Below are 17,769 nucleotides of genomic sequence, written 5' to 3'. Positions count from 1 at the left end.
ACATATGACAATGGATCTTTCATCCCTGTTTACCGCGCAGAACCGGCGCCTGTTCAAACTGAATATGCCGCTTAAAAATGGCCAGGAGCTCCTGCTTGAATCCTTCGTCGGGCACGAGGGCCTTTCGATGGAGTTCGGCTTTGAACTGGAGCTGTTGTCCGATGATGCCAGTGTAAAACTCAAAAGCGCGCTGGGGCAGTCGGCGACGATCGAGATTGAATTGGCTACGGGCGCAAGTCGCTACATTAACGGGCATGTATTGCGATTCGGTAGTAGTGGCAGCGACGGTGGGATGTGTCGTTATTCGGCGCTGATCGGCTCCTGGCTCAGTTTGCTTGAACAGCGGTTTGACTCGCAGATTTTCCAGGACCAAACGGTCGAACAAGTGATTACCCAAGTGTTCAGTCGTTATGAAGGACTGGCCAAGTTCGAGTTTCGAGTTAACCGTGCGCTCAAACCTCATAGCTACATCACTCAATATCGGGAAAGTGATCGGCATTTCGTAATGCGCCTGCTGGAGCACGAAGGGCTGTTCTATTACTTCGAGCACACCGCCGATAGTCACACGTTGATCATCATGGATGATTCAACCCAGTTACCTGTACTGCCAGAGCAGCCTCAAGTGCGATTTCACACGGCTTCCATTACGGAGTCGGCGGACTCGATCACCCACTGGAATGCGGAAAGGGAGTTGCAATCGAGCAAAATAGCGGTCCAGACCTTCGATTACCGCCAGCCTCAAAACCGCCTTCCAGTGACCATGAACAGTCTCAATCAGCAGGGCGATGTACCTGCGTTCGAGATTTACGACTTCATGGGGCAGTACACCCATGGAACGTACGACGACGGCGAAGTGCTGGTGCGCAATCGTATCGAGGCACTGGAACTCAGAGGCAAGGAGTTTTCCGCTGCGAGCAACTGCCGGGCGATGCGACCCGGTTACACGTTCGAGCTCACGCAGCACTACGAACACGATAATGGCTCGGTCGATGACCGACAGTTTTTGTTGATGAGCATCCAGCATCGGGGCAGTAATAATTATCTGTCCGGCGGACAGGCGGGTTATGCCAACAACTTTATTTGCGTACGCAAGAAAATCAAGTTTCGACCTCAACTCGATACCCTGACGCCAACGATATCCGGCCCACAAACCGCCATTGTCGTCGGCCCACCCGGCGAAGAGATCTACACCGACGAACTGGGCCGGGTAAAAGTGCAGTTCCACTGGGACCGCTACGGCGAGTTCAACGACAAGAGCTCCTGCTGGGTCCGCGTCGCCCAGTCCGGTGCCAGTGGCGGTTTCGGCAGTGTCCTGATCCCTCGCGTTGGCGACGAGGTGGTCGTGGCGTTTCTCGATGGTGACCCCGACCGCCCGCTGATCATGGGCAGCCTCTACAACAGTCAGAACACCCCGCCGTGGTCGCTGCCGGCGAACAAGACCCAGAGCGGGTTTCTGACGCGGTCGATGAAGGGGAAGGGCAGCAATGCGAACTTTTTCCGCTTCGACGATAAAGCGGGTGCCGAACAGATCATTGTTCATGCCGAACGCAATATGGACACCGAAATCGAAGCTGACGAAACCCATAAAGTCGGTGGAAGTCGCCAGATCAAAGTCGACGGCAAGCACTCGGAAACTATCAAGCTGGAAACCAGCATTGCCGTTGAAGAGGGGTCGTATTACGTCACCGTCGATAAGGGCGAAGTGAAGATCAAGGCAGAGACGTCCATCACGCTGGAAGTCGGTGCCAGCAAGTTCGTCATGAATCAGGACGGGACAATTACCCTGTCCGGCATCGTCGTCGATGTGGAAGGTAAAACCATCATCAACCTGAACAAATAAGCTGACGGATAAGGGACTGCCGCATGCGAACCAGTATTTACGATCGTATCTCCGAGAAAAGGATTCGTGAGGAACAGCAACTCGAAAAAGAGCGCTTGGAGCAGGAGGCACTCGACGCACCGCCCCCACCTCCCGAACGTTTTCAGACCAATGAGTTGAGCTTTGTTCGCCCGCCAGGCTTCAAGGACAAAACGTTTCATGTATTTACGCTCACTGATATAGGGCCAAGCCCCTTATCCGTGGTAATTGGTCGAACACCTATCGAAAGCGACAGTGATCTTGAATCAATGGCGCAGCAGTTGCTTGCTGATCTGAAAAAAGCCCTATCACATCTGGAGTGGGTTGAGCCTTTGAGCCCTGCCGAACTTGCGGGTGTTGAAGCTAGACGTGTCGAATTCAAATGGCGGCAACAAGGTCAACCGGTGCACCAACTCCAGTTGATCTTTCTCCATCACGACGAACTTCGGCAGCCGCTTCTGATGCAGATCACAGGAACAAGCAACAATCCCAAAGGCATGACGTCTGAAGAGCGAAGCGCGTTCTATGAGTTAGTCGAATCGCTTGAACTGCGGCACGTCCAAGATGGCGGTGAATCGGTAGAGCAGGCATGAGCGCTGCTGCACGCCTGGATGATCCGATTGAGCACACCGGATCACTAACGGGGTTGCTTGCAGGACTCGCCGTTGGTGCCATTGGCGCTGCTCTGATCGTGGGTACCGGCGGATTGGCAGCGGTCGCAATTGTCGGCGCTGCCGCGGCGACGGGAGCAGGCATAGGTCAGTTGGTTGGAAGTTTGTCGTTTTGCAGTCACGAAGCCGGCCAAATCGTCAGTGGGTCTGGCAACGTTCATACCAATGGCAAGCCCGCCGCCAGAGCGCACCTGGACAAGGCGAAATGTGACGAGCACGGCTCTGCGCCGCAAATAGTTGCGCAGGGGAGCAGTACCGTTCATATCAACGGTCAACCAGCGGCCCGGGTCGGTGATCGCACCGTGTGTGATGGGAAAATCAGTTCCGGATCTGGCAATGTATTCATCGGAGGAGGCATCGATACGACCGACCCGATAAATCCCGAAGTCCCGGAGTGGCTGGAGCGAGCAGTTCTCATCGTTGGTTTGGGAAGTGCCTTCGTATTGGCAAGCCCGGTGGTCGTGGTTGCAGGGCTTGTTGGCGCTGTCGCAGGCGGATTGGCTGGACACTGGGCTGGTGGGGAGTTGTTTGGTCAAGGGTCCGATGGACAGAAACTGATGGCCTTCGGTGGCGCTTTGTTGGGAGGAGGGCTAGGGGCTAAAGGGGGGAAGTGGTTTGATGCGCGGTATGAGATTAAGGTTCAAGGAGTTGGGTCGAATCTTGCGAATGTGAAGATTGTCCCAAAAGGTTCAGAAAAAGTTGCGAGCATTGCGGAATCAGAAGCCGCATTAGGTCGCGCGAATCATGCCAAAACAGAACTACCTTCGAGCAAAGAATATAAAGTAAAAACCGTATCATCGAACGACAAAAAAACATTGAGTGGATGGGGTGACAAGAAACCCGAGGGGTACGAAAAAGTATCAGCAGAGCATGTAAAGGCGAAGTCAGAAGAAATTGGGCACGAAGTGAAGTCACACCCATATGATAGAGACTACAAAGGGCAATATTATTCGTCTCATGCGGAAAAACAAATGTCTATAATCAGCCCGGATCATCCTATAGGCGTTTCTAAACCAATGTGTAATGACTGCCAAGGTTATTTTTCAAAATTAGCGCAGTATAAGAATGCGGAGCAGGTTGTTGCCGATCCAAAGGCGGTTCGGATCTTCAAGCCTGATGGGACAGTTGAGACAATTTTGAGGTCGGAATGAACAAAAAGTCTGAAGTGTTAGTTAAAAGATTGTTGGTTGAGGTGAAAAACTCGCCGTCGGGTGAGCTGATTTTACCTTTAAGAAAGCTTTTGTGGAACACCATTACGGTTGATGAGCCTGACGAGGTGAAAAGGCTGATTCTTACCAAGCTGGATTATATTTGTGTAAATCATGGCGCAGCCATCTGGTCACATAAGTTTGGAAGTTCTCAGAATTTAATCACGGTTCTAACTGTAGCGCTTGATACCGTTGAGGGGAAGCTCTCTGAAGTGAAGGCCCTGAGTATTCGAGATGATTTCTATGTTGAGGTAGTTGAAAATCAAGAATACGAACCTGACGAGTATCCAGCAATGTTCGTTGGTCATGCTGCTGCCAATACAATTGCTACAGCAACAGCTGATTTTGTGTTTGATCCTTCTGATGATCGTGATGATCGTGACCTCGATCCTGACGCATTCGAACCTAGCTTTTTAATGGCTTCTGCTTTCGCCGGGGGATTGGACGATAGTGGCGATTCTGAGTTGCGGCGTAGATTTTGGGAGTGGTATTTGTCGAGTGCAATAAATCAGGTGGTTTGAATTTCTATTAGTCTGGAGCTTTTATGTTGTTTTTTTGTTGCGGAACTAATGTGGGGATTTTCAATGTTTTATTATTTAGAGCCAGAAGTTGCTGGAGGGTTTGGTGAAGATGCTGTAGTAAATACTGCAAGCCATCCGCCTGTAGTGACAAGGTTAGAGTATAAGTTTGAAAGTTGGTTGGGTGATGAGGTTTTGGAAATATTTCCGTGTTTTATTGTAACTGAGGCCGTGGCCTCAAAAATCACCAAGCGAAACCTTACAGGCTTTTCTTTAGATTCTGTAAAGATTTCAAAGTCTGAAGAGTTTGATGAAATGGAGCCATTGACGGTTTTGCCAAAATTCTTGTGGCTGAAAGTTGAAGGTCAGGCTGGAGTGTCAGACTTTGGTATTGCAACTGATCATAGGCTGGTCGTTTCGGATAAGGCTAAAAGCGCTTTGGAAAAACATCAGTTGCAGTATGCTGATTTTGAGAATTTCGTTGGGTAGATTTAGTGTTTGCGGTAGCTAAAGGGCTATCAGGACATTTTGTCAGCGTCGGATGCGGCGTTGCATAGTTCGCTGCGCCGCTATGTTCAACTACTTTTTTCAATGCTTAAAATTTTTGATGTCCAGAACTTCAAGTCTGATTGGGCAGTTAATAAAACTCTGAGATGGGAATGAACAAAAAACCAGAAATGTTAGTTAAGCAACTAATAGGTGAGGTTAGGAATTCGCCGTCAGGCGAACTGATTCTGCCTTTAAAAAAACTTTTGTGGGACACCATTGCGGAGGATGAGCTTGAGTGTCGAAAATGATTACATTGGAAAACGTGGTGGAACAAGTTAAAACTTGTTTTGTCGATCGTGATGTGTATTTTTCGCCGAATGAATTGCCCGCGGATGTGGTTGTTCCGACGGGGTGGAAAGAGTTTGGTGCCGTTTTTTCTGAGCAACCCAAGTTTTCCGTTGCATGGTATTCTTTTGCCGATAAATTGCCTTGGGTGTTGTCCTTGCTAGATACTTGCTTGATCGGCACGTTTGTCTTGGGTGGGGAAAAAATTGAATTGTTATATGTTTTTCATGACGCCAATGGTCTTTATTACTATGTGGGTGGGTTGCCACTAAGTAGTTGTCCATTGAAGTCTGATAAGATTAACCTGATTGCGGGTAGGTTGTCGGATTTCTATTTGCATGTACACAATGGGTTCACTTTTTTCCCCGCGCAATCAATGGGGCCTCAAAAAATAGAAGATTTATCACGTGTAGCAGATTTAATTGATGAAGAAGAAACGAGCTTTGCGGAGAGTTGGATTACAGTTTTTTCTAATGGGGGTGGAGATTATTTAGCCGTGGATATAAATAACCAGGCGGAAGATAAAGGTGTTATCTGGTGGCATGAGCAATCCATGGAGCCGGAATTGGGAATAGATGTTTTTGAGGTGATGGATACGTGGATCTCTATATTTCTGGAAGACACACAATTGCGAAGTGATATATTGATAGAAGAATCTAATTTCAAAGCTTAAATTCGTCTGAAGCAAGTAGCTTGGCGTGTGACACCTAGGTGAATTAACCCGACAACAGGGCCTGGCGCACCCCAATAGCAACCTCATCGCCGAAGTCGACGCCTTCGGTCACACAGCCGAACACCTTAACGGTGATGACGGCCTGCCGCACCTTCATTGATGCCAGCCACAAGTCAAAATACCCGTGGTGGAACACCTGGCATGGGTCGAGCGCTTCCAGAGTTCCTTGGGTAAAACACCACGTTTCGGTTCGACGAGCGCCAGGACCTGATCGCCGTCACCGACGTGCTGGGCCATACCACCAAGCTGGATTTCGAGAAACTGTTGTCTGGTCAAGAGGTCGATATATTCGATTTGGATGGAACGGCGGCGTCATTAAGTTGATTTTTGGAGTGCTTTTTATGCCTGTTATAGCAATAGTTCTTGAAGGGGAAGTAACTCAGGCACAAAGTCTTCTGAAATTTCACAAAACGCTTGGTGTATCACTGCATTCGTTGAAGGACTCGTGGTTGAACGAACGTCCGATTGTGGAGGTGGAGATTTTTGAAGGAGATTACCAAGAGAAAGCAAAGATTATACGCTCAGTCCTTAAAATTATTCATGAAGAGCATCTAGTTGCGAAATTTTATGAAATTCCTTTTGGCGAGCAGTATGCCGGTAATTCGCAGCTCCAGACTTGGGAGGTTGATGCTGCACTCGTCGGCGGTATATTGGATGCTGCCGATAAGGAAGTAGATCGACAGTTGGATAATTGATGTTTCATGGGCATTGGTTTGGCTTTATTTATGAAGGATGTAGTCATCCTCGGCACTAAAACAGAGTTATCAGAAATGCTCTATCTGTATTGATGTCATCAACTATCATATTTTTCATTGATTAAATACGATGGGTTCTTGTGTTTTATTGTGTGGTGCCTGGAGAAGTGGCGAACTGAAGGCTTGATAAGCTGTGACAGGGATCGCGATGACCTGCACAGAGAAATAGACGATGGTTTTCGTTTTTCACTAACACCTGCCAGGATTACGGTGTTTTATAAAGTCAACTACTAGGGAAGTAACCATCTCATGCAGCAATCACCCACACCCGCTCCAACGGTGACAGGTCAACTGATCTCCACTTTCCGCCACGGTAAAGGCTTTCTGGTCTTCATGCTGTTGTTCGCAATCGTCTTGTTGTGCCTGGCGGGATTTGTGCTGTACCTGGGCACCATACTGCCGGCGGGCAGTTCCGGGGCGAACACCAGTCGTGGTTCCAGCCCGCAGTTGCTGATCTACTCCGTCAGTGGCTTGTTGGTCGTCATTTCGGCAGCCCTGTTCGGACTTTATACGTGGCAGAAGAAGTTGCGCGGGACCCATTATGAGGTTTACGAGCACGGCATTGTTGCTGTCAGCGGAAAGCAGCAACAATTTACGGCGTTTGCTGAAATGGAAGACCTGTATCTGTTCGGCTCGGGGCAGACGGCATTCACCGGGCTGATCACCAACCTGGCGTATCGACGTAATGAAAGGGAGCCATTTCATCGCATTATCGAGTCGCTGAAAGGCTTTCAGGACTTTCAGCAGTTGGTGCGTGAGTTGCACGTCCGCGAGCGTTTGCCGGTTGTGATGAACAAGCTTGAGTCTGGCGGAGCAGTGACTTTCAAGTATGTGCCGACTGGGCAGGTCTGGCGCAAACGGATCGCGGGAGACCTCCTGAATGTCGTCACACCAACAATTATTGTGACACGCGAATTTCTGGAAGTTGACGGACGTAAAACCCCGGTGTCGACCCTTGCTTCAGTCGATTTAAATGCCTGGAGTGAGAAGGTCACTCTAAAAGACGAGGCTGGGAACCCGATGCTGTCAACGGTGTGCACCGGCATCATGAGCCATGACCTGTTCCTCACGACGCTGGATGTCCTGCTGGATGCTCAACGAGCAAGCAGCGACGAGACTGTCGAGAGCCTGGCCTGAAGTTCTCAAGGTACCCTCAGGCTGAACAACAAAAGAAACCGGCTGATCAGGCCGGTTTTTTTGTGGGGCGGTGGTAGAGCAATTTATTCAGGCGGTGCGATTCTGGATCAGACGATCCGAGCCACCTTCAGCGACGCGGTTTTGCAKCAGTTTGTCCGAGCCACCTTCAGCGACTCGATTTTGCAGCAGTTTGTCAGAGCCACCTTCAGCGACGCGGTTYTGCAGCAGTTTGTCGGARCCACCTTCGGCAACGCGGTTCTCCATCAACTTGTCGGAACCATCGGCGGCAACGCGGTTTTCGATCAGGCGATCGGAACCACCCTCGGCCACACGGCTTTCAATCAGACGATCCGAACCGCCTTCGGCGACAACTGGCTGAGCAGAAGTAGCGGCAAAAGCGTTCACTGCAAAAACCGAGAAAGCGATGCTGAGGAGGGTCTGGCGTTTCATGATGGTGTGCTCCGGGGTGTTATGGGTTGGTATGGAGCAGATGTTACGCCGTGGATTTTTTAAGAGAACTTCATTGAATCAATGGTGACTATCGACGCAGTCAATGGATGCCGCACCCGGTGTTATCGGGAAATGAGCCCGTGATCGATCGCGTATTTGACCAGCGCCGCCGGCTTGTCGATGTTGAGCTTGCGCCGAATGCTCAAACGATGTGTCTCCACCGTGCGCACGCTGATGTCCAGCTCCCGCGCCATTTCCTTGTTGTTCAAGCCTTGCGCCATCTTCGACAGCACCTGGCTTTCCCTCGGGGTCAGTTCATTGTCGGTGTTCTTGTCGGCGATCAGGCGCTGGGCGATTTCCGCGCTGTAGAAGGTGCCGCCGCTGCTGATGGCTTCGATGGCGGCGATGATTTCCCGTGACGGGGCGTTTTTCAGCACGTAGCCGCTGGCGCCGGAGCGCACCGATTCACTGACGTATTCGTAATTGTCGTACATGCTCAGCACCAGCACCTTGAGCGACGGGTACTGGCTGCGCAGCACACGGGTCAGCTCCAGGCCGTTCATGTCCGGCAGGCTGATGTCGACCAGCAGCAGGTCAGGCTGGCAGCGTCCGACCATTTCGATGGCGTCGGCGCCGTTTTCCGCTTCGCCGACCATTTCCAGGGGCGACATCACGGCCAGCAGCGCCTTGATGCCGTCGCGGACCAGGGAGTGATCGTCGACCAGGGCGACGCGGATCGGGGAGGGCAGGTTCATGCGAGGTTTCACTCTTGTAGTGTTGGGCCGGCTCAGCGTTTTGCGCCAGGTTTCATCGGCAGCCGTACGTCCAGCTCGCTTCTGCCCGGCATCGAGATCAAATCGAAGCGCCCGCCAAAATGTTCGACGCGTTCGCGGATGTTACGCAAACCTATGCCAGCCTGACGACGTTCGACCTGGGCGACGTTGAAACCGATGCCGTCATCGACCACTGTCAGCCGCACGGACTCGTCGCAGCCGCGCAGTGTAATGGACACGTTCTTCGCCTGCGCGTGGCGTTCAATATTGGTCAGTCCTTCCTGGACGATGCGGAACAGCGACACAGCCGCGCCGTCGACCAGTTGGCAGTCGAATTCATTTTCGTCATAGGTCACGGTCAACCCGCTGCGCTGCTCGAATTCGGCGGCCAATTGGCCGATGGCCGCCGGCAGGCCGAGGGTGTCGAGCAAGGATGAGCGCAGGTCGTGGGACAGGCTGCGCACCTCGCCAATCGCTTCGCCCAGGCGTTCGGTGGCATCCCTTAACGTGTTCAGGCCCTTGTCGTGGGCTTGTCCACGTTCCAGCAGATGGCTGGCCAGTTCGAACTGAAACTTGATCGAGACCAGCACCTGGCTGATGCCGTCGTGCAACTCGCGGGACACCCGGGATCGCTCTTCCTCCTGCAGGCTAACGATGCGCTGGGTCAGGCGCTGCAGTTTCTTGTCCGCCAGGCGATGCTCGCTGACATTCAGGGTCATGCCGGTGGCGAACACGAACAGCACCGCGACGAGGGCGACCACGGCAATCGCCATCATGGTCTTGCGAATGCCCATGGCCACTTCGGCACGGGCCTGCTGGGTGGCGCGCTCGACATCTTCGAGGTAGATGCCGGTGCCGAGCATCCAGCCCCAGCGATCGAGCATCACCACATAGGCGAGCTTGTCGGTCACCTGGCCGGAAGAAGGTTTGTTCCAGGCGTAACGTTGAAAGCCTTCGCCGGATTGCGCACTTTGCAGCAGCGCCTGAATCACCGGCAGGCCGTGGGGATCTTTCATGTCCCACAGGTATTGGCCCACCAGCTCCGACTGTCGTGCGTGCATCAGGCTGCGGCCTTCGCGGTCGTAGACGAAGAAGTAGCCGTTGATGCCGAAGCTGAGCTTGCGCAGTTCTTCCAGCACTTGCTGCTGGGCACGGGCGTCACCATGGCCGTCGTCGTACAGCGGCGCGATCAGGCTTTGCGCCATTTCCACGTAGTTTTTCAATTCCGCGCGCTTGCTCGCCAGAATGCTGTCTTCGATCAGTTGCGCCTGCTGATCGCCCAGTTGGCGGTTGAGGGAAATCACCAGCGCGCAGATGACGGCAATGGCCAGCACCAGCGGCAGAATCCCGAGGGCGACAATTTTGTGTTTGAGCTGCATGTTGACTCCTGCCCGCGCGAAGGCTAGGGATCATATGCCAAAGCGGCGCTGGGCTTGTAGCGTTGCTGGACGGAATGACCGGGTGGGAGTGTGCAAAACCTGTGGGAGCGAGCTTGCTCGCGATGAGGGAGGCACATTCGGAAGTGATGTGGCTGAAAGTCCGCTATCGTCGGAACGCCGCCCGGAGCAAGCTCGCTCCAACATTTGATCGGGGATGGCCCCGGATCCGGTGGTCAACCCACAGGAGATCGGTGTCATCTACGTAGAACTACGTAGACGCCACGTACGTAGTAACGCGGATTTATTTGTGGACGGCATGCGCAGATATTGGGCCAGCTCCGCACCGCGGACACAATTATAAAAATTACCGCCGCAGTCACTGGCTGTCGGCAGGAGACACGCTATGCCCCGTCTGGCTAAACACCTCGCCTGGTTTGCCGTGGCTGTCCTGGGAGCGATTGCGCTGAGTGTCGTGGCCCTGCGCCGCGGTGAAGCGATCAACGCCCTGTGGATCGTAGTCGCAGCCGTCGCCATCTACCTTGTTGCCTACCGCTACTACAGCCTGTTCATCGCCAATAAAGTGATGCAGCTCGACCCCAATCGAGCCACTCCCGCTGTGCTCAATAACGATGGTCTGGACTACGTACCGACCAACAAACACGTGCTCTTCGGTCACCACTTCGCGGCCATCGCTGGCGCGGGACCTCTGGTCGGCCCGGTGCTGGCGGCGCAGATGGGCTACTTGCCCGGCACGCTGTGGCTGATCGCCGGCGTGGTGCTGGCGGGTGCCGTGCAGGACTTCATGGTCCTGTTCATGTCCACCCGCCGCAATGGCCGGTCCCTCGGCGACATGGTCCGCGAGGAAATGGGCCGCATCCCCGGCACCATCGCGCTGTTCGGCTGCTTCCTGATCATGATCATCATCCTCGCGGTGCTGGCGCTGATTGTGGTGAAAGCCCTGGCCGAGAGCCCGTGGGGTATTTTCACGGTGATGGCGACCATCCCGATCGCGATGTTCATGGGCATCTACATGCGCTACATCCGCCCGGGCCGCATCGGTGAAATCTCGGTGATCGGCGTATTGCTGCTGCTGGGTTCGATCTGGCTCGGCGGGCAGATTGCCGCGGATCCGGTGTGGGCCAAGGCCTTTACCTTTACCGGTCTCCAGATCACCTGGATGCTGATCGGCTACGGATTTGTCGCAGCGGTGTTGCCGGTGTGGCTGATTCTGGCACCGCGTGACTACCTCTCTACTTTCCTCAAGATCGGCACCATCGTCGCCCTGGCCATTGGCATCCTGGTGACCATGCCCGAGCTGAAAATGCCGGCCCTGACCCAGTTCATCGACGGCACTGGCCCGGTATGGAAGGGCGGCCTGTTCCCGTTCCTGTTCATCACCATCGCCTGTGGTGCGGTCTCCGGTTTCCATGCGCTGATTGCCTCCGGCACCACGCCGAAACTGCTCGCCAGTGAAGGGCATGCCCGCTACATCGGTTACGGCGGCATGCTGATGGAATCGTTCGTGGCGATCATGGCCATGGTCGCCGCGTCGGTCATCGATCCGGGCGTGTATTTCGCCATGAACAGCCCGGCAGCCGTGGTTGGCGCTGATGCGGTTGCCGTTGCGCAAACCGTCAGCAGCTGGGGCTTTGCCATCACACCGGAAGCCCTGCAGGCGGTGGCCCACGACATCGGTGAAACCACGATTCTGGCCCGTGCCGGCGGTGCGCCAACCCTGGCAGTCGGTATCGCGCAGATCCTGCACCACGTCCTGCCGGGTGAAAACACCATGGCGTTCTGGTACCACTTCGCGATCCTGTTCGAAGCGCTGTTCATCCTGACGGCGGTCGACGCCGGTACCCGTGCCGGGCGTTTCATGCTGCAGGACTTGCTCGGTTCGTTCGTGCCGGCCCTGCGCCGGACCGAATCCTGGACCGCCAATCTGATCGCCACCGCCGGTTGCGTGGCCATGTGGGGTTATCTGCTGTACCAGGGCGTGATTGATCCGTTGGGCGGCATCAACACCTTGTGGCCGCTGTTCGGTATCTCCAACCAGATGCTGGCCGGTATCGCGCTGATGCTCGGCACCGTGGTGCTGATCAAGATGAAGCGCCAGCGGTATGTCTGGGTCACCTTGCTGCCGGCGGTATGGCTGCTGATCTGCACCACCACCGCCGGTTTCATCAAGCTGTTCGATGCCAACCCGGCGATCGGCTTCCTCGCCCTGGCGAAGAAGTACAGCGATGCGCTGGCCAACGGTCAGGTGCTGGCCCCGGCCAAGAGCATCGACCAGATGCAGCACGTGATCTTCAACGCCTACACCAACGCGACGCTGACCGCGCTGTTCCTGTTCGTGGTGTTCAGCATCCTGTTCTTCGCGCTCAAGGTCGGTATCTCCGCCTGGGGCAGCAAGGAGCGTACGGATAAGGAAGCGCCATTCCACGCGCTGCCGGATGCCTGATCATGTTCAATGACCTGAGTCGCCTCGGTAAATACCTCGGTCAGGCTGCACGCCTGATGGTCGGCATGCCCGACTACGACAACTACGTCGAGCATATGCAGACCAAGCACCCGGACAAACCGGTGATGGACTACGAGGCGTTCTTTCGGGAACGCCAGGAGGCCCGTTACGGCAGTAAAGCCGGACCGAAGTGCTGTTGAGTGAAGTAAAAAAACCGGCTGAAAGGCCGGTTTTTTATTGAGTGCAGGAACACCCTGAATGGCTCAGGCCGGGTGGCAATCCGAATCGTCGCCGCCACTTTTGTCCCTGGTCATGGAAACATTGCCAACATTTCGTCCATGCGGCTGATGATCCGGCCTGGCGATCTTGAGCGCCCGGTCGGCGACCTTGGCGTTATGCATCAGGCGACAGAACACGGCGGCGATGATGATCGACAGCAATGACCAGATGACAATGGCTTTGAGGAGCATGGCGAAACCTCTCGCGGCAAACAATTCTTACGGTCGCCAGCGTCCTTGCAGCAAATGCGACTTATCCATTGTGGCATGTGTTCATGATCTTGCATTTCCTTGCATTTCCTTGCTGATTTGAGCTGTTTATCAGCTATCTCCCCAGATGAAGCGACAGTTTCCCGGACCGGTACTTTAATGGATGTTCTGGAGCGACTGATCACTGGGCCGTCATAGCCTTAAGGCTATGGATCCCATACCGAAAAGCTATTTCTTCAATCGGTGATCCGGATCCACGCTTAAGGATGGTTAGCTGAAAACAAAATCAAGAGGAGATGCCATGTCAACTGAATCGAAATGCCCGTTCAATAACGCCGCTGGCGGTGGCACGACGAACCGCGACTGGTGGCCGAACCAACTGAACCTGAAGATCTTGAGTCAACACTCGCCCAAGTCTGACCCGTTGGGGGGCGACTTCAACTACGCCGAAGCCTTCAAGAGCCTGGACTTCCAGGCGCTGAAAAAAGACCTGACTGCGCTGATGACCGATTCCCAGGACTGGTGGCCAGCGGACTTCGGTCACTATGGGCCTTTCTTTATCCGCATGTCCTGGCACGCCGCAGGCACCTATCGCACCGGTGACGGCCGGGGCGGCGCCGGTTCCGGCCAGCAACGTTTTGCACCGCTCAACAGCTGGCCGGACAACGTCAGCCTCGACAAGGCCCGTCGGCTGCTCTGGCCGATCAAGCAAAAGTACGGCAACAAAGTCTCCTGGGCCGACCTGATCGTTCTCGCCGGCAACGTTGCACTGGAGTCCATGGGCTTCAAGACCTTTGGTTTTTCCGGTGGCCGCCCGGATGTCTGGGAACCGGACGAAGACGTCTACTGGGGCTCGGAAAGCACGTGGCTGGGTGGCGACGTGCGTTATGGCAAAGATGCCGGGCAAGCTCCCGCAGAGCGCAATCTGGAAACCCCCCTCGCAGCCGTGCAGATGGGCCTGATTTACGTAAACCCCGAAGGCCCTGAAGGCAACTCTGATCCGGTCGCCGCCGGCAAGGACATCCGTGAAACCTTTGCGCGCATGGCCATGAACGACGAGGAAACCGTCGCGCTGATCGCGGGCGGTCACGCCTTCGGCAAAACCCACGGTGCCGGTCCTGTCGACCATGTCGGACCTGAGCCCGAAGCCGCCGGCCTCGAACTGCAGGGCCTGGGCTGGAAGAGCACGTTCGGTACCGGTAAAGGTGGCGACACCATCTCCAGTGGCCTGGAAGTGACCTGGACGACCACGCCAACCCAGTGGAGCAACAACTACCTGGAGAACCTGTTCGGCTACGAATGGGAGCTGACCAAGAGCCCGGCGGGGGCAAACCAGTGGAAGCCGAAAAGCGGTGCTGGCGCCGGCACCATTCCGGATGCCCATGATCCGTCCAGACGGCGTGATCCGACCATGCTGACCACGGACCTGTCGCTACGTTTCGACCCGATCTATGAGCCGATTTCGCGGCGCTTCCTGGCCAATCCAGACCAGTTGGCCGACGCCTTCGCCCGTGCCTGGTACAAGCTGATTCACCGTGACATGGGGCCGCTCTCACGCTACCTCGGCCCGGAAATGCCGAACGAAGAGCTGTTGTGGCAAGACCCGATCCCTGCCGTCAACCATCCACTGGTCAACGACAGCGATGTGGCCGCGCTCAAGGGAAAAATTGCCGCCTCGGGGCTGTCAGTCTCGCAGCTGGTATCGACGGCCTGGGCGGCAGCGTCGACTTTCCGTGGCTCCGATAAACGCGGCGGCGCCAATGGCGGTCGCCTGCGCCTGGCGCCACAGAAGTCCTGGCAGGCCAACCAGCCCGCGCAATTGGCGACGGTGCTGGCGAAACTTGAAAGCATCCAGAACGAGTTCAACAGTGGCGGCAAGAAAATCTCCCTGGCCGACCTGATCGTGCTCGCCGGTGGCGTGGGCGTGGAACAGGCGGCGAAAAATGCCGGCCAAAGCGTGACGGTGCCTTTCACTCCGGGGCGCATGGACGCCAGCCAGGAGCAGACGGATGTCGACTCCTTCGGATTCCTTGAACCGATTGCCGACGGCTTCCGTAATTTCCTGAAGCAACAGTACCGTGTGCCGGCCGAAAAATTGCTGATCGACAAGGCGCAACTGCTGACGCTCAGCGCGCCGGAAATGACGGTGTTGCTGGGCGGCTTGCGCGTGTTGAACACCAATGTCGGCCAGAGCAGACACGGTGTGTTCACCACGCGCCCGGAAGCCTTGACCAACGACTTCTTCACCAACCTGCTGGATATGGGCGTGGAGTGGAAGCCGGTGTCGGATGCCCAGCAAGAGTATGAAGGGCGCGATCGCAAAACCGGTGCAGTGAAGTGGACGGGGACGCGGGTTGACCTGGTCTTCGGTTCCAATGCGCAGTTGCGCGCTTTGGCCGAATTCTATGCCTGCGCCGATGCGCAGCAGAAGTTCGTCAAGGACTTCGTCGCCGCGTGGACCAAAGTGATGAACCTGGACCGATTCGACTTAAACCGCACTGTCTAGAGGAGATGTTGTCATAACGCTGGCATTACCGGCAAAAAGTGCCTCGGCTCGCCCTCCGGCTCCTACATCAGCGGAGGGCATCCAGCGACCATAAACCTTGGCGATCATGGTCCAGTCTTTGTGGCCGAGCTGCTTGGCTACCCACATTGGATTCTCGCCAGCAGATAGCATCATCGAGGCATAGGTGTGGCGACTCTGATAGGGTCGCCGCCACCTAACCCCCGACTTCTTCATCGCCGCCAGCCAGGAAGGTCAACTCTTTCTGCTTGAGCAATGCTTCCCGCGCCGGAGCCAGTAACTTCACGGTGCGCCTCCCAGCCAACGTCTTGGTCGACTCTGGCTCATTTGCAGCCCGCGTCTTGGCCCTGACGATCCTTATCTCCCCCGCGATCCAGTCGATATCCCCCCATTCCAAGGCGATCAGTTCGCTGGGCCGTAGACCTGTCCAGAAAGAGAACTGCAGTTGCGGCCACGTTTCGCCCCTGGCTGCTGCCAATATCGCTAGTTGCTCTTCGCGAGTGAAGGGGTCAACGTCATCTTCCTCCTTGAGCTGTTCACGATTCTTGTAGGCCCACCCAGAGAGCGGATTGCTCTCCAAGATTTCATCCTCGACTGCGTCGTTAAGCGCAGAGCGAAAGCAACTCTGCACATTCGTAAGGGTCTTGTTGACCACCTTATAGGTCGACATTTTTTCTCTGATGATCTTTTTCGACAGCTCATTCAGAGGCAGGTCGCCGAACATTGGCTTGAGGATTACGCGGATGGTTGTTACGTAGAATGATTCCCGCGAGAACTGCTCAATGGTCTTGTACCTGATATGTCCGCTCATGCCTTCTTCCAGGTGGCCGTCGACACCCGCGTCCAGCGCTCGGTGGTGACGATGATGAAGTTGCGGAAGCCGGTCAGGACCAGGTGCATTTCGCCGTCGAACTCGACGAAAGAACCCGTCTTGCGGCGCTCAGGCTGGCGTTCGATGGTGTCGAGCAGGCGGCCGACACTGCCATCTGGCCGGCGCTCATGGATGTCATAGGTTGGCATTGCGATGCTCCATGCCGCGCGTGGCGGCAGAAGGTGGTGATTGTGGTTAGGCTGCCTTCCGCAGTGCTTGGGCGGCGATCCGGCGCCGGCTCATGAGTACCTGCAAGCGGTACGCGTGGAAGCAGCGACCGTCCTGCGATGTGATTTCCGGTGCCAGGTACGACAGGTCTTCTTCCAGCTGGCCGAAGTAATAGAGGTGCTCGCCGTCACTTCCCCACTCGGGCTGTGCGGTTGCCCAGTTGCGAGCGGCGAGGTATGACATGCAGGTTTTGAACGAGCCCATGTCGCCTTCCCAGCTTCCTGATATCAATTGGTACTTCTGGCCGGGCTCGATGTGCCCGTGGCATTCGCCGCATTTGTGCACCTTGCGAGCGGTGGGCGTGGTTTCGGTTTGAAAATCGGACATGACGAATCCTCGCCCGCCGTTCACCGGCAGGCTGGTAGGTGGGAGAGGGATTATTCAGTTGGTGGCGGCAATAGCTTTTGAGCGGCTTCGACCATGCGTCGACCGTCCGGCAACAGCATGTGAGGCATGAACACCTCTTCGAACGTCATCAACTGGCACTCGACGGCGGTTACGGGCAGGCTTTGAGTTGCCGCCGGCTGGCGTGATTCGTTGAAGTGGGCTATTGGTTGATGACCGGGCATGTTGCTGGATCAAGGAGGAAAAAATGGTCAAAAAACCAAGCAATAAGTTGATTGCAGAGGTTTCAGGCTTGACTGAGGGTGAGGTGGGAACCTACCTGTGCCAGCTAGATCAACAGGCGAGTGGCGATTGGTTGGCTTACTTTGGTAATGAGATAGAAAAAGCTTCTGCAACTTGTCAAAAACGCAATAAGGCGAAGACGGTAACGATCCCCGTAGAGTTGGCTAACAGCTGGTACGACCGAGGCAATGGCTGAGCTCGTAGCTCAATAGGTGAGGAGTTATGCTGAGGTTTGAACAGATCGAGAAGGTAGA

21 protein-coding genes are annotated in these 17,769 nt (G+C 55.1%); 12 read left to right on the top strand and 9 right to left on the bottom strand.

The annotated features are described in order from the left end of the window. The first annotated feature begins 4 nt into the window (after positions 1 to 4). The 6 genes from AC1D1M_RS14300 (at position 5) to AC1D1M_RS14275 (ending at position 5,762) form a co-directional block, all read left to right on the top strand. Complete coding sequence (locus AC1D1M_RS14300; protein WP_477776125.1) at positions 5 to 1,840, top strand: type VI secretion system Vgr family protein; 1,836 nt, start codon at positions 5 to 7, stop codon at positions 1,838 to 1,840. Positions 1,841 to 1,863: 23 nt separating this feature from the next. Beyond that, the gene (locus tag AC1D1M_RS14295) at positions 1,864 to 2,451 is read left to right on the top strand and encodes a DcrB-related protein (RefSeq protein WP_477776124.1); all 588 of its coding nucleotides are present in this window, start codon (positions 1,864 to 1,866) and stop codon (positions 2,449 to 2,451) included. After that, positions 2,448 to 3,680, top strand: a complete 1,233-nt coding sequence (locus tag AC1D1M_RS14290) for a PAAR domain-containing protein (protein ID WP_477776123.1) — start codon at positions 2,448 to 2,450, stop codon at positions 3,678 to 3,680. The genes AC1D1M_RS14295 and AC1D1M_RS14290 overlap by 4 nt, the downstream gene beginning before the upstream one ends. After that, positions 3,677 to 4,258: an Imm5 family immunity protein gene (locus AC1D1M_RS14285; protein WP_046042525.1), complete on the top strand. Its 582-nt coding sequence runs from the start codon at positions 3,677 to 3,679 to the stop codon at positions 4,256 to 4,258. Before AC1D1M_RS14290 ends, AC1D1M_RS14285 begins: the two co-directional genes overlap by 4 nt. Positions 4,259 to 4,321: 63 nt before the next feature. Continuing rightward, positions 4,322 to 4,744, top strand: coding sequence for a hypothetical protein (locus AC1D1M_RS14280; protein ID WP_477776122.1), 423 nt, complete (start codon positions 4,322 to 4,324; stop codon positions 4,742 to 4,744). A gap of 304 nt (positions 4,745 to 5,048) precedes the next feature. Beyond that, positions 5,049 to 5,762 (top strand): SMI1/KNR4 family protein, encoded by a 714-nt coding sequence (locus AC1D1M_RS14275; protein WP_477776187.1) that lies wholly within the window; start codon positions 5,049 to 5,051, stop codon positions 5,760 to 5,762. A gap of 43 nt (positions 5,763 to 5,805) precedes the next feature. Here AC1D1M_RS14275 and AC1D1M_RS14270 read toward each other — a convergent pair whose 3' ends face one another. Further along, complete coding sequence (locus tag AC1D1M_RS14270; RefSeq protein WP_477776121.1) at positions 5,806 to 5,934, bottom strand: hypothetical protein; 129 nt, start codon at positions 5,932 to 5,934, stop codon at positions 5,806 to 5,808. 229 nt (positions 5,935 to 6,163) lie between these two features. On the opposite strand from AC1D1M_RS14270, the gene AC1D1M_RS14265 reads away from it, so the two are divergent. Together AC1D1M_RS14265 and AC1D1M_RS14260 are read left to right on the top strand one after the other, a co-directional pair. Continuing rightward, on the top strand, positions 6,164 to 6,517 hold the full coding sequence (locus AC1D1M_RS14265; protein ID WP_046042524.1) for a hypothetical protein: 354 nt from the start codon (positions 6,164 to 6,166) through the stop codon (positions 6,515 to 6,517). Between the two features lie 309 nt (positions 6,518 to 6,826). Beyond that, positions 6,827 to 7,714 (top strand): hypothetical protein, encoded by an 888-nt coding sequence (locus tag AC1D1M_RS14260; protein ID WP_477776120.1) that lies wholly within the window; start codon positions 6,827 to 6,829, stop codon positions 7,712 to 7,714. Positions 7,715 to 7,801: 87 nt separating this feature from the next. Here AC1D1M_RS14260 and AC1D1M_RS14255 read toward each other — a convergent pair whose 3' ends face one another. From AC1D1M_RS14255 to AC1D1M_RS14245, 3 genes are all read right to left on the bottom strand, one after another. After that, complete coding sequence (locus tag AC1D1M_RS14255) at positions 7,802 to 8,164, bottom strand: hypothetical protein (protein WP_477776119.1); 363 nt, start codon at positions 8,162 to 8,164, stop codon at positions 7,802 to 7,804. Between the two features lie 122 nt (positions 8,165 to 8,286). After that, positions 8,287 to 8,919, bottom strand: a complete 633-nt coding sequence (locus tag AC1D1M_RS14250) for a response regulator (protein WP_477776118.1) — start codon at positions 8,917 to 8,919, stop codon at positions 8,287 to 8,289. Between the two features lie 32 nt (positions 8,920 to 8,951). Then, positions 8,952 to 10,316: a cache domain-containing protein gene (locus AC1D1M_RS14245; protein ID WP_477776117.1), complete on the bottom strand. Its 1,365-nt coding sequence runs from the start codon at positions 10,314 to 10,316 to the stop codon at positions 8,952 to 8,954. A gap of 403 nt (positions 10,317 to 10,719) precedes the next feature. Between AC1D1M_RS14245 and AC1D1M_RS14240 the strand changes: the two genes are divergently transcribed. Both AC1D1M_RS14240 and AC1D1M_RS14235 read left to right on the top strand, forming a co-directional pair. Next, positions 10,720 to 12,777 (top strand): carbon starvation CstA family protein, encoded by a 2,058-nt coding sequence (locus AC1D1M_RS14240; RefSeq protein WP_477776116.1) that lies wholly within the window; start codon positions 10,720 to 10,722, stop codon positions 12,775 to 12,777. Between the two features lie 2 nt (positions 12,778 to 12,779). Then, the gene (locus tag AC1D1M_RS14235) at positions 12,780 to 12,977 is read left to right on the top strand and encodes a YbdD/YjiX family protein (protein WP_007976534.1); all 198 of its coding nucleotides are present in this window, start codon (positions 12,780 to 12,782) and stop codon (positions 12,975 to 12,977) included. Between the two features lie 63 nt (positions 12,978 to 13,040). Here AC1D1M_RS14235 and AC1D1M_RS14230 read toward each other — a convergent pair whose 3' ends face one another. Next, positions 13,041 to 13,247: a hypothetical protein gene (locus AC1D1M_RS14230; protein ID WP_477776115.1), complete on the bottom strand. Its 207-nt coding sequence runs from the start codon at positions 13,245 to 13,247 to the stop codon at positions 13,041 to 13,043. A 319-nt stretch (positions 13,248 to 13,566) separates the two neighbouring features. Here AC1D1M_RS14230 and katG point away from each other — a divergent pair, with 319 nt between their 5' ends. Next, positions 13,567 to 15,771, top strand: coding sequence for a catalase/peroxidase HPI (gene katG / locus AC1D1M_RS14225; RefSeq protein WP_477776114.1), 2,205 nt, complete (start codon positions 13,567 to 13,569; stop codon positions 15,769 to 15,771). A gap of 214 nt (positions 15,772 to 15,985) precedes the next feature. Here katG and AC1D1M_RS14220 read toward each other — a convergent pair whose 3' ends face one another. From AC1D1M_RS14220 to AC1D1M_RS14205, 4 genes are read right to left on the bottom strand one after another with little or no spacing between them, the layout of a single operon-like run. Continuing rightward, positions 15,986 to 16,600, bottom strand: coding sequence for a tyrosine-type recombinase/integrase (locus AC1D1M_RS14220; RefSeq protein WP_477776113.1), 615 nt, complete (start codon positions 16,598 to 16,600; stop codon positions 15,986 to 15,988). Then, positions 16,597 to 16,809 carry a hypothetical protein gene (locus AC1D1M_RS14215; RefSeq protein ID WP_477776112.1) on the bottom strand — a complete coding sequence of 71 codons (213 nt, stop codon included), beginning with the start codon at positions 16,807 to 16,809 and terminating at the stop codon, positions 16,597 to 16,599. Before AC1D1M_RS14215 ends, AC1D1M_RS14220 begins: the two co-directional genes overlap by 4 nt. A gap of 46 nt (positions 16,810 to 16,855) precedes the next feature. Next, positions 16,856 to 17,215, bottom strand: coding sequence for a hypothetical protein (locus tag AC1D1M_RS14210; protein ID WP_477776111.1), 360 nt, complete (start codon positions 17,213 to 17,215; stop codon positions 16,856 to 16,858). 50 nt (positions 17,216 to 17,265) lie between these two features. Then, a complete protein-coding gene (locus tag AC1D1M_RS14205; RefSeq protein ID WP_477776110.1) occupies positions 17,266 to 17,457 on the bottom strand; it encodes a hypothetical protein in 192 nt (63 codons plus the stop codon). Between the two features lie 23 nt (positions 17,458 to 17,480). Between AC1D1M_RS14205 and AC1D1M_RS14200 the strand changes: the two genes are divergently transcribed. After that, entirely contained in the window at positions 17,481 to 17,711 is a 231-nt protein-coding gene (locus tag AC1D1M_RS14200; protein ID WP_477776109.1) for a hypothetical protein, read from the top strand. The last annotated feature ends 58 nt before the right edge of the window (positions 17,712 to 17,769 follow it).

Source organism: Pseudomonas sp. P1_F7, assembly GCF_056405655.1.
This window is presented reverse-complemented; position numbering and strand designations above follow the sequence as displayed.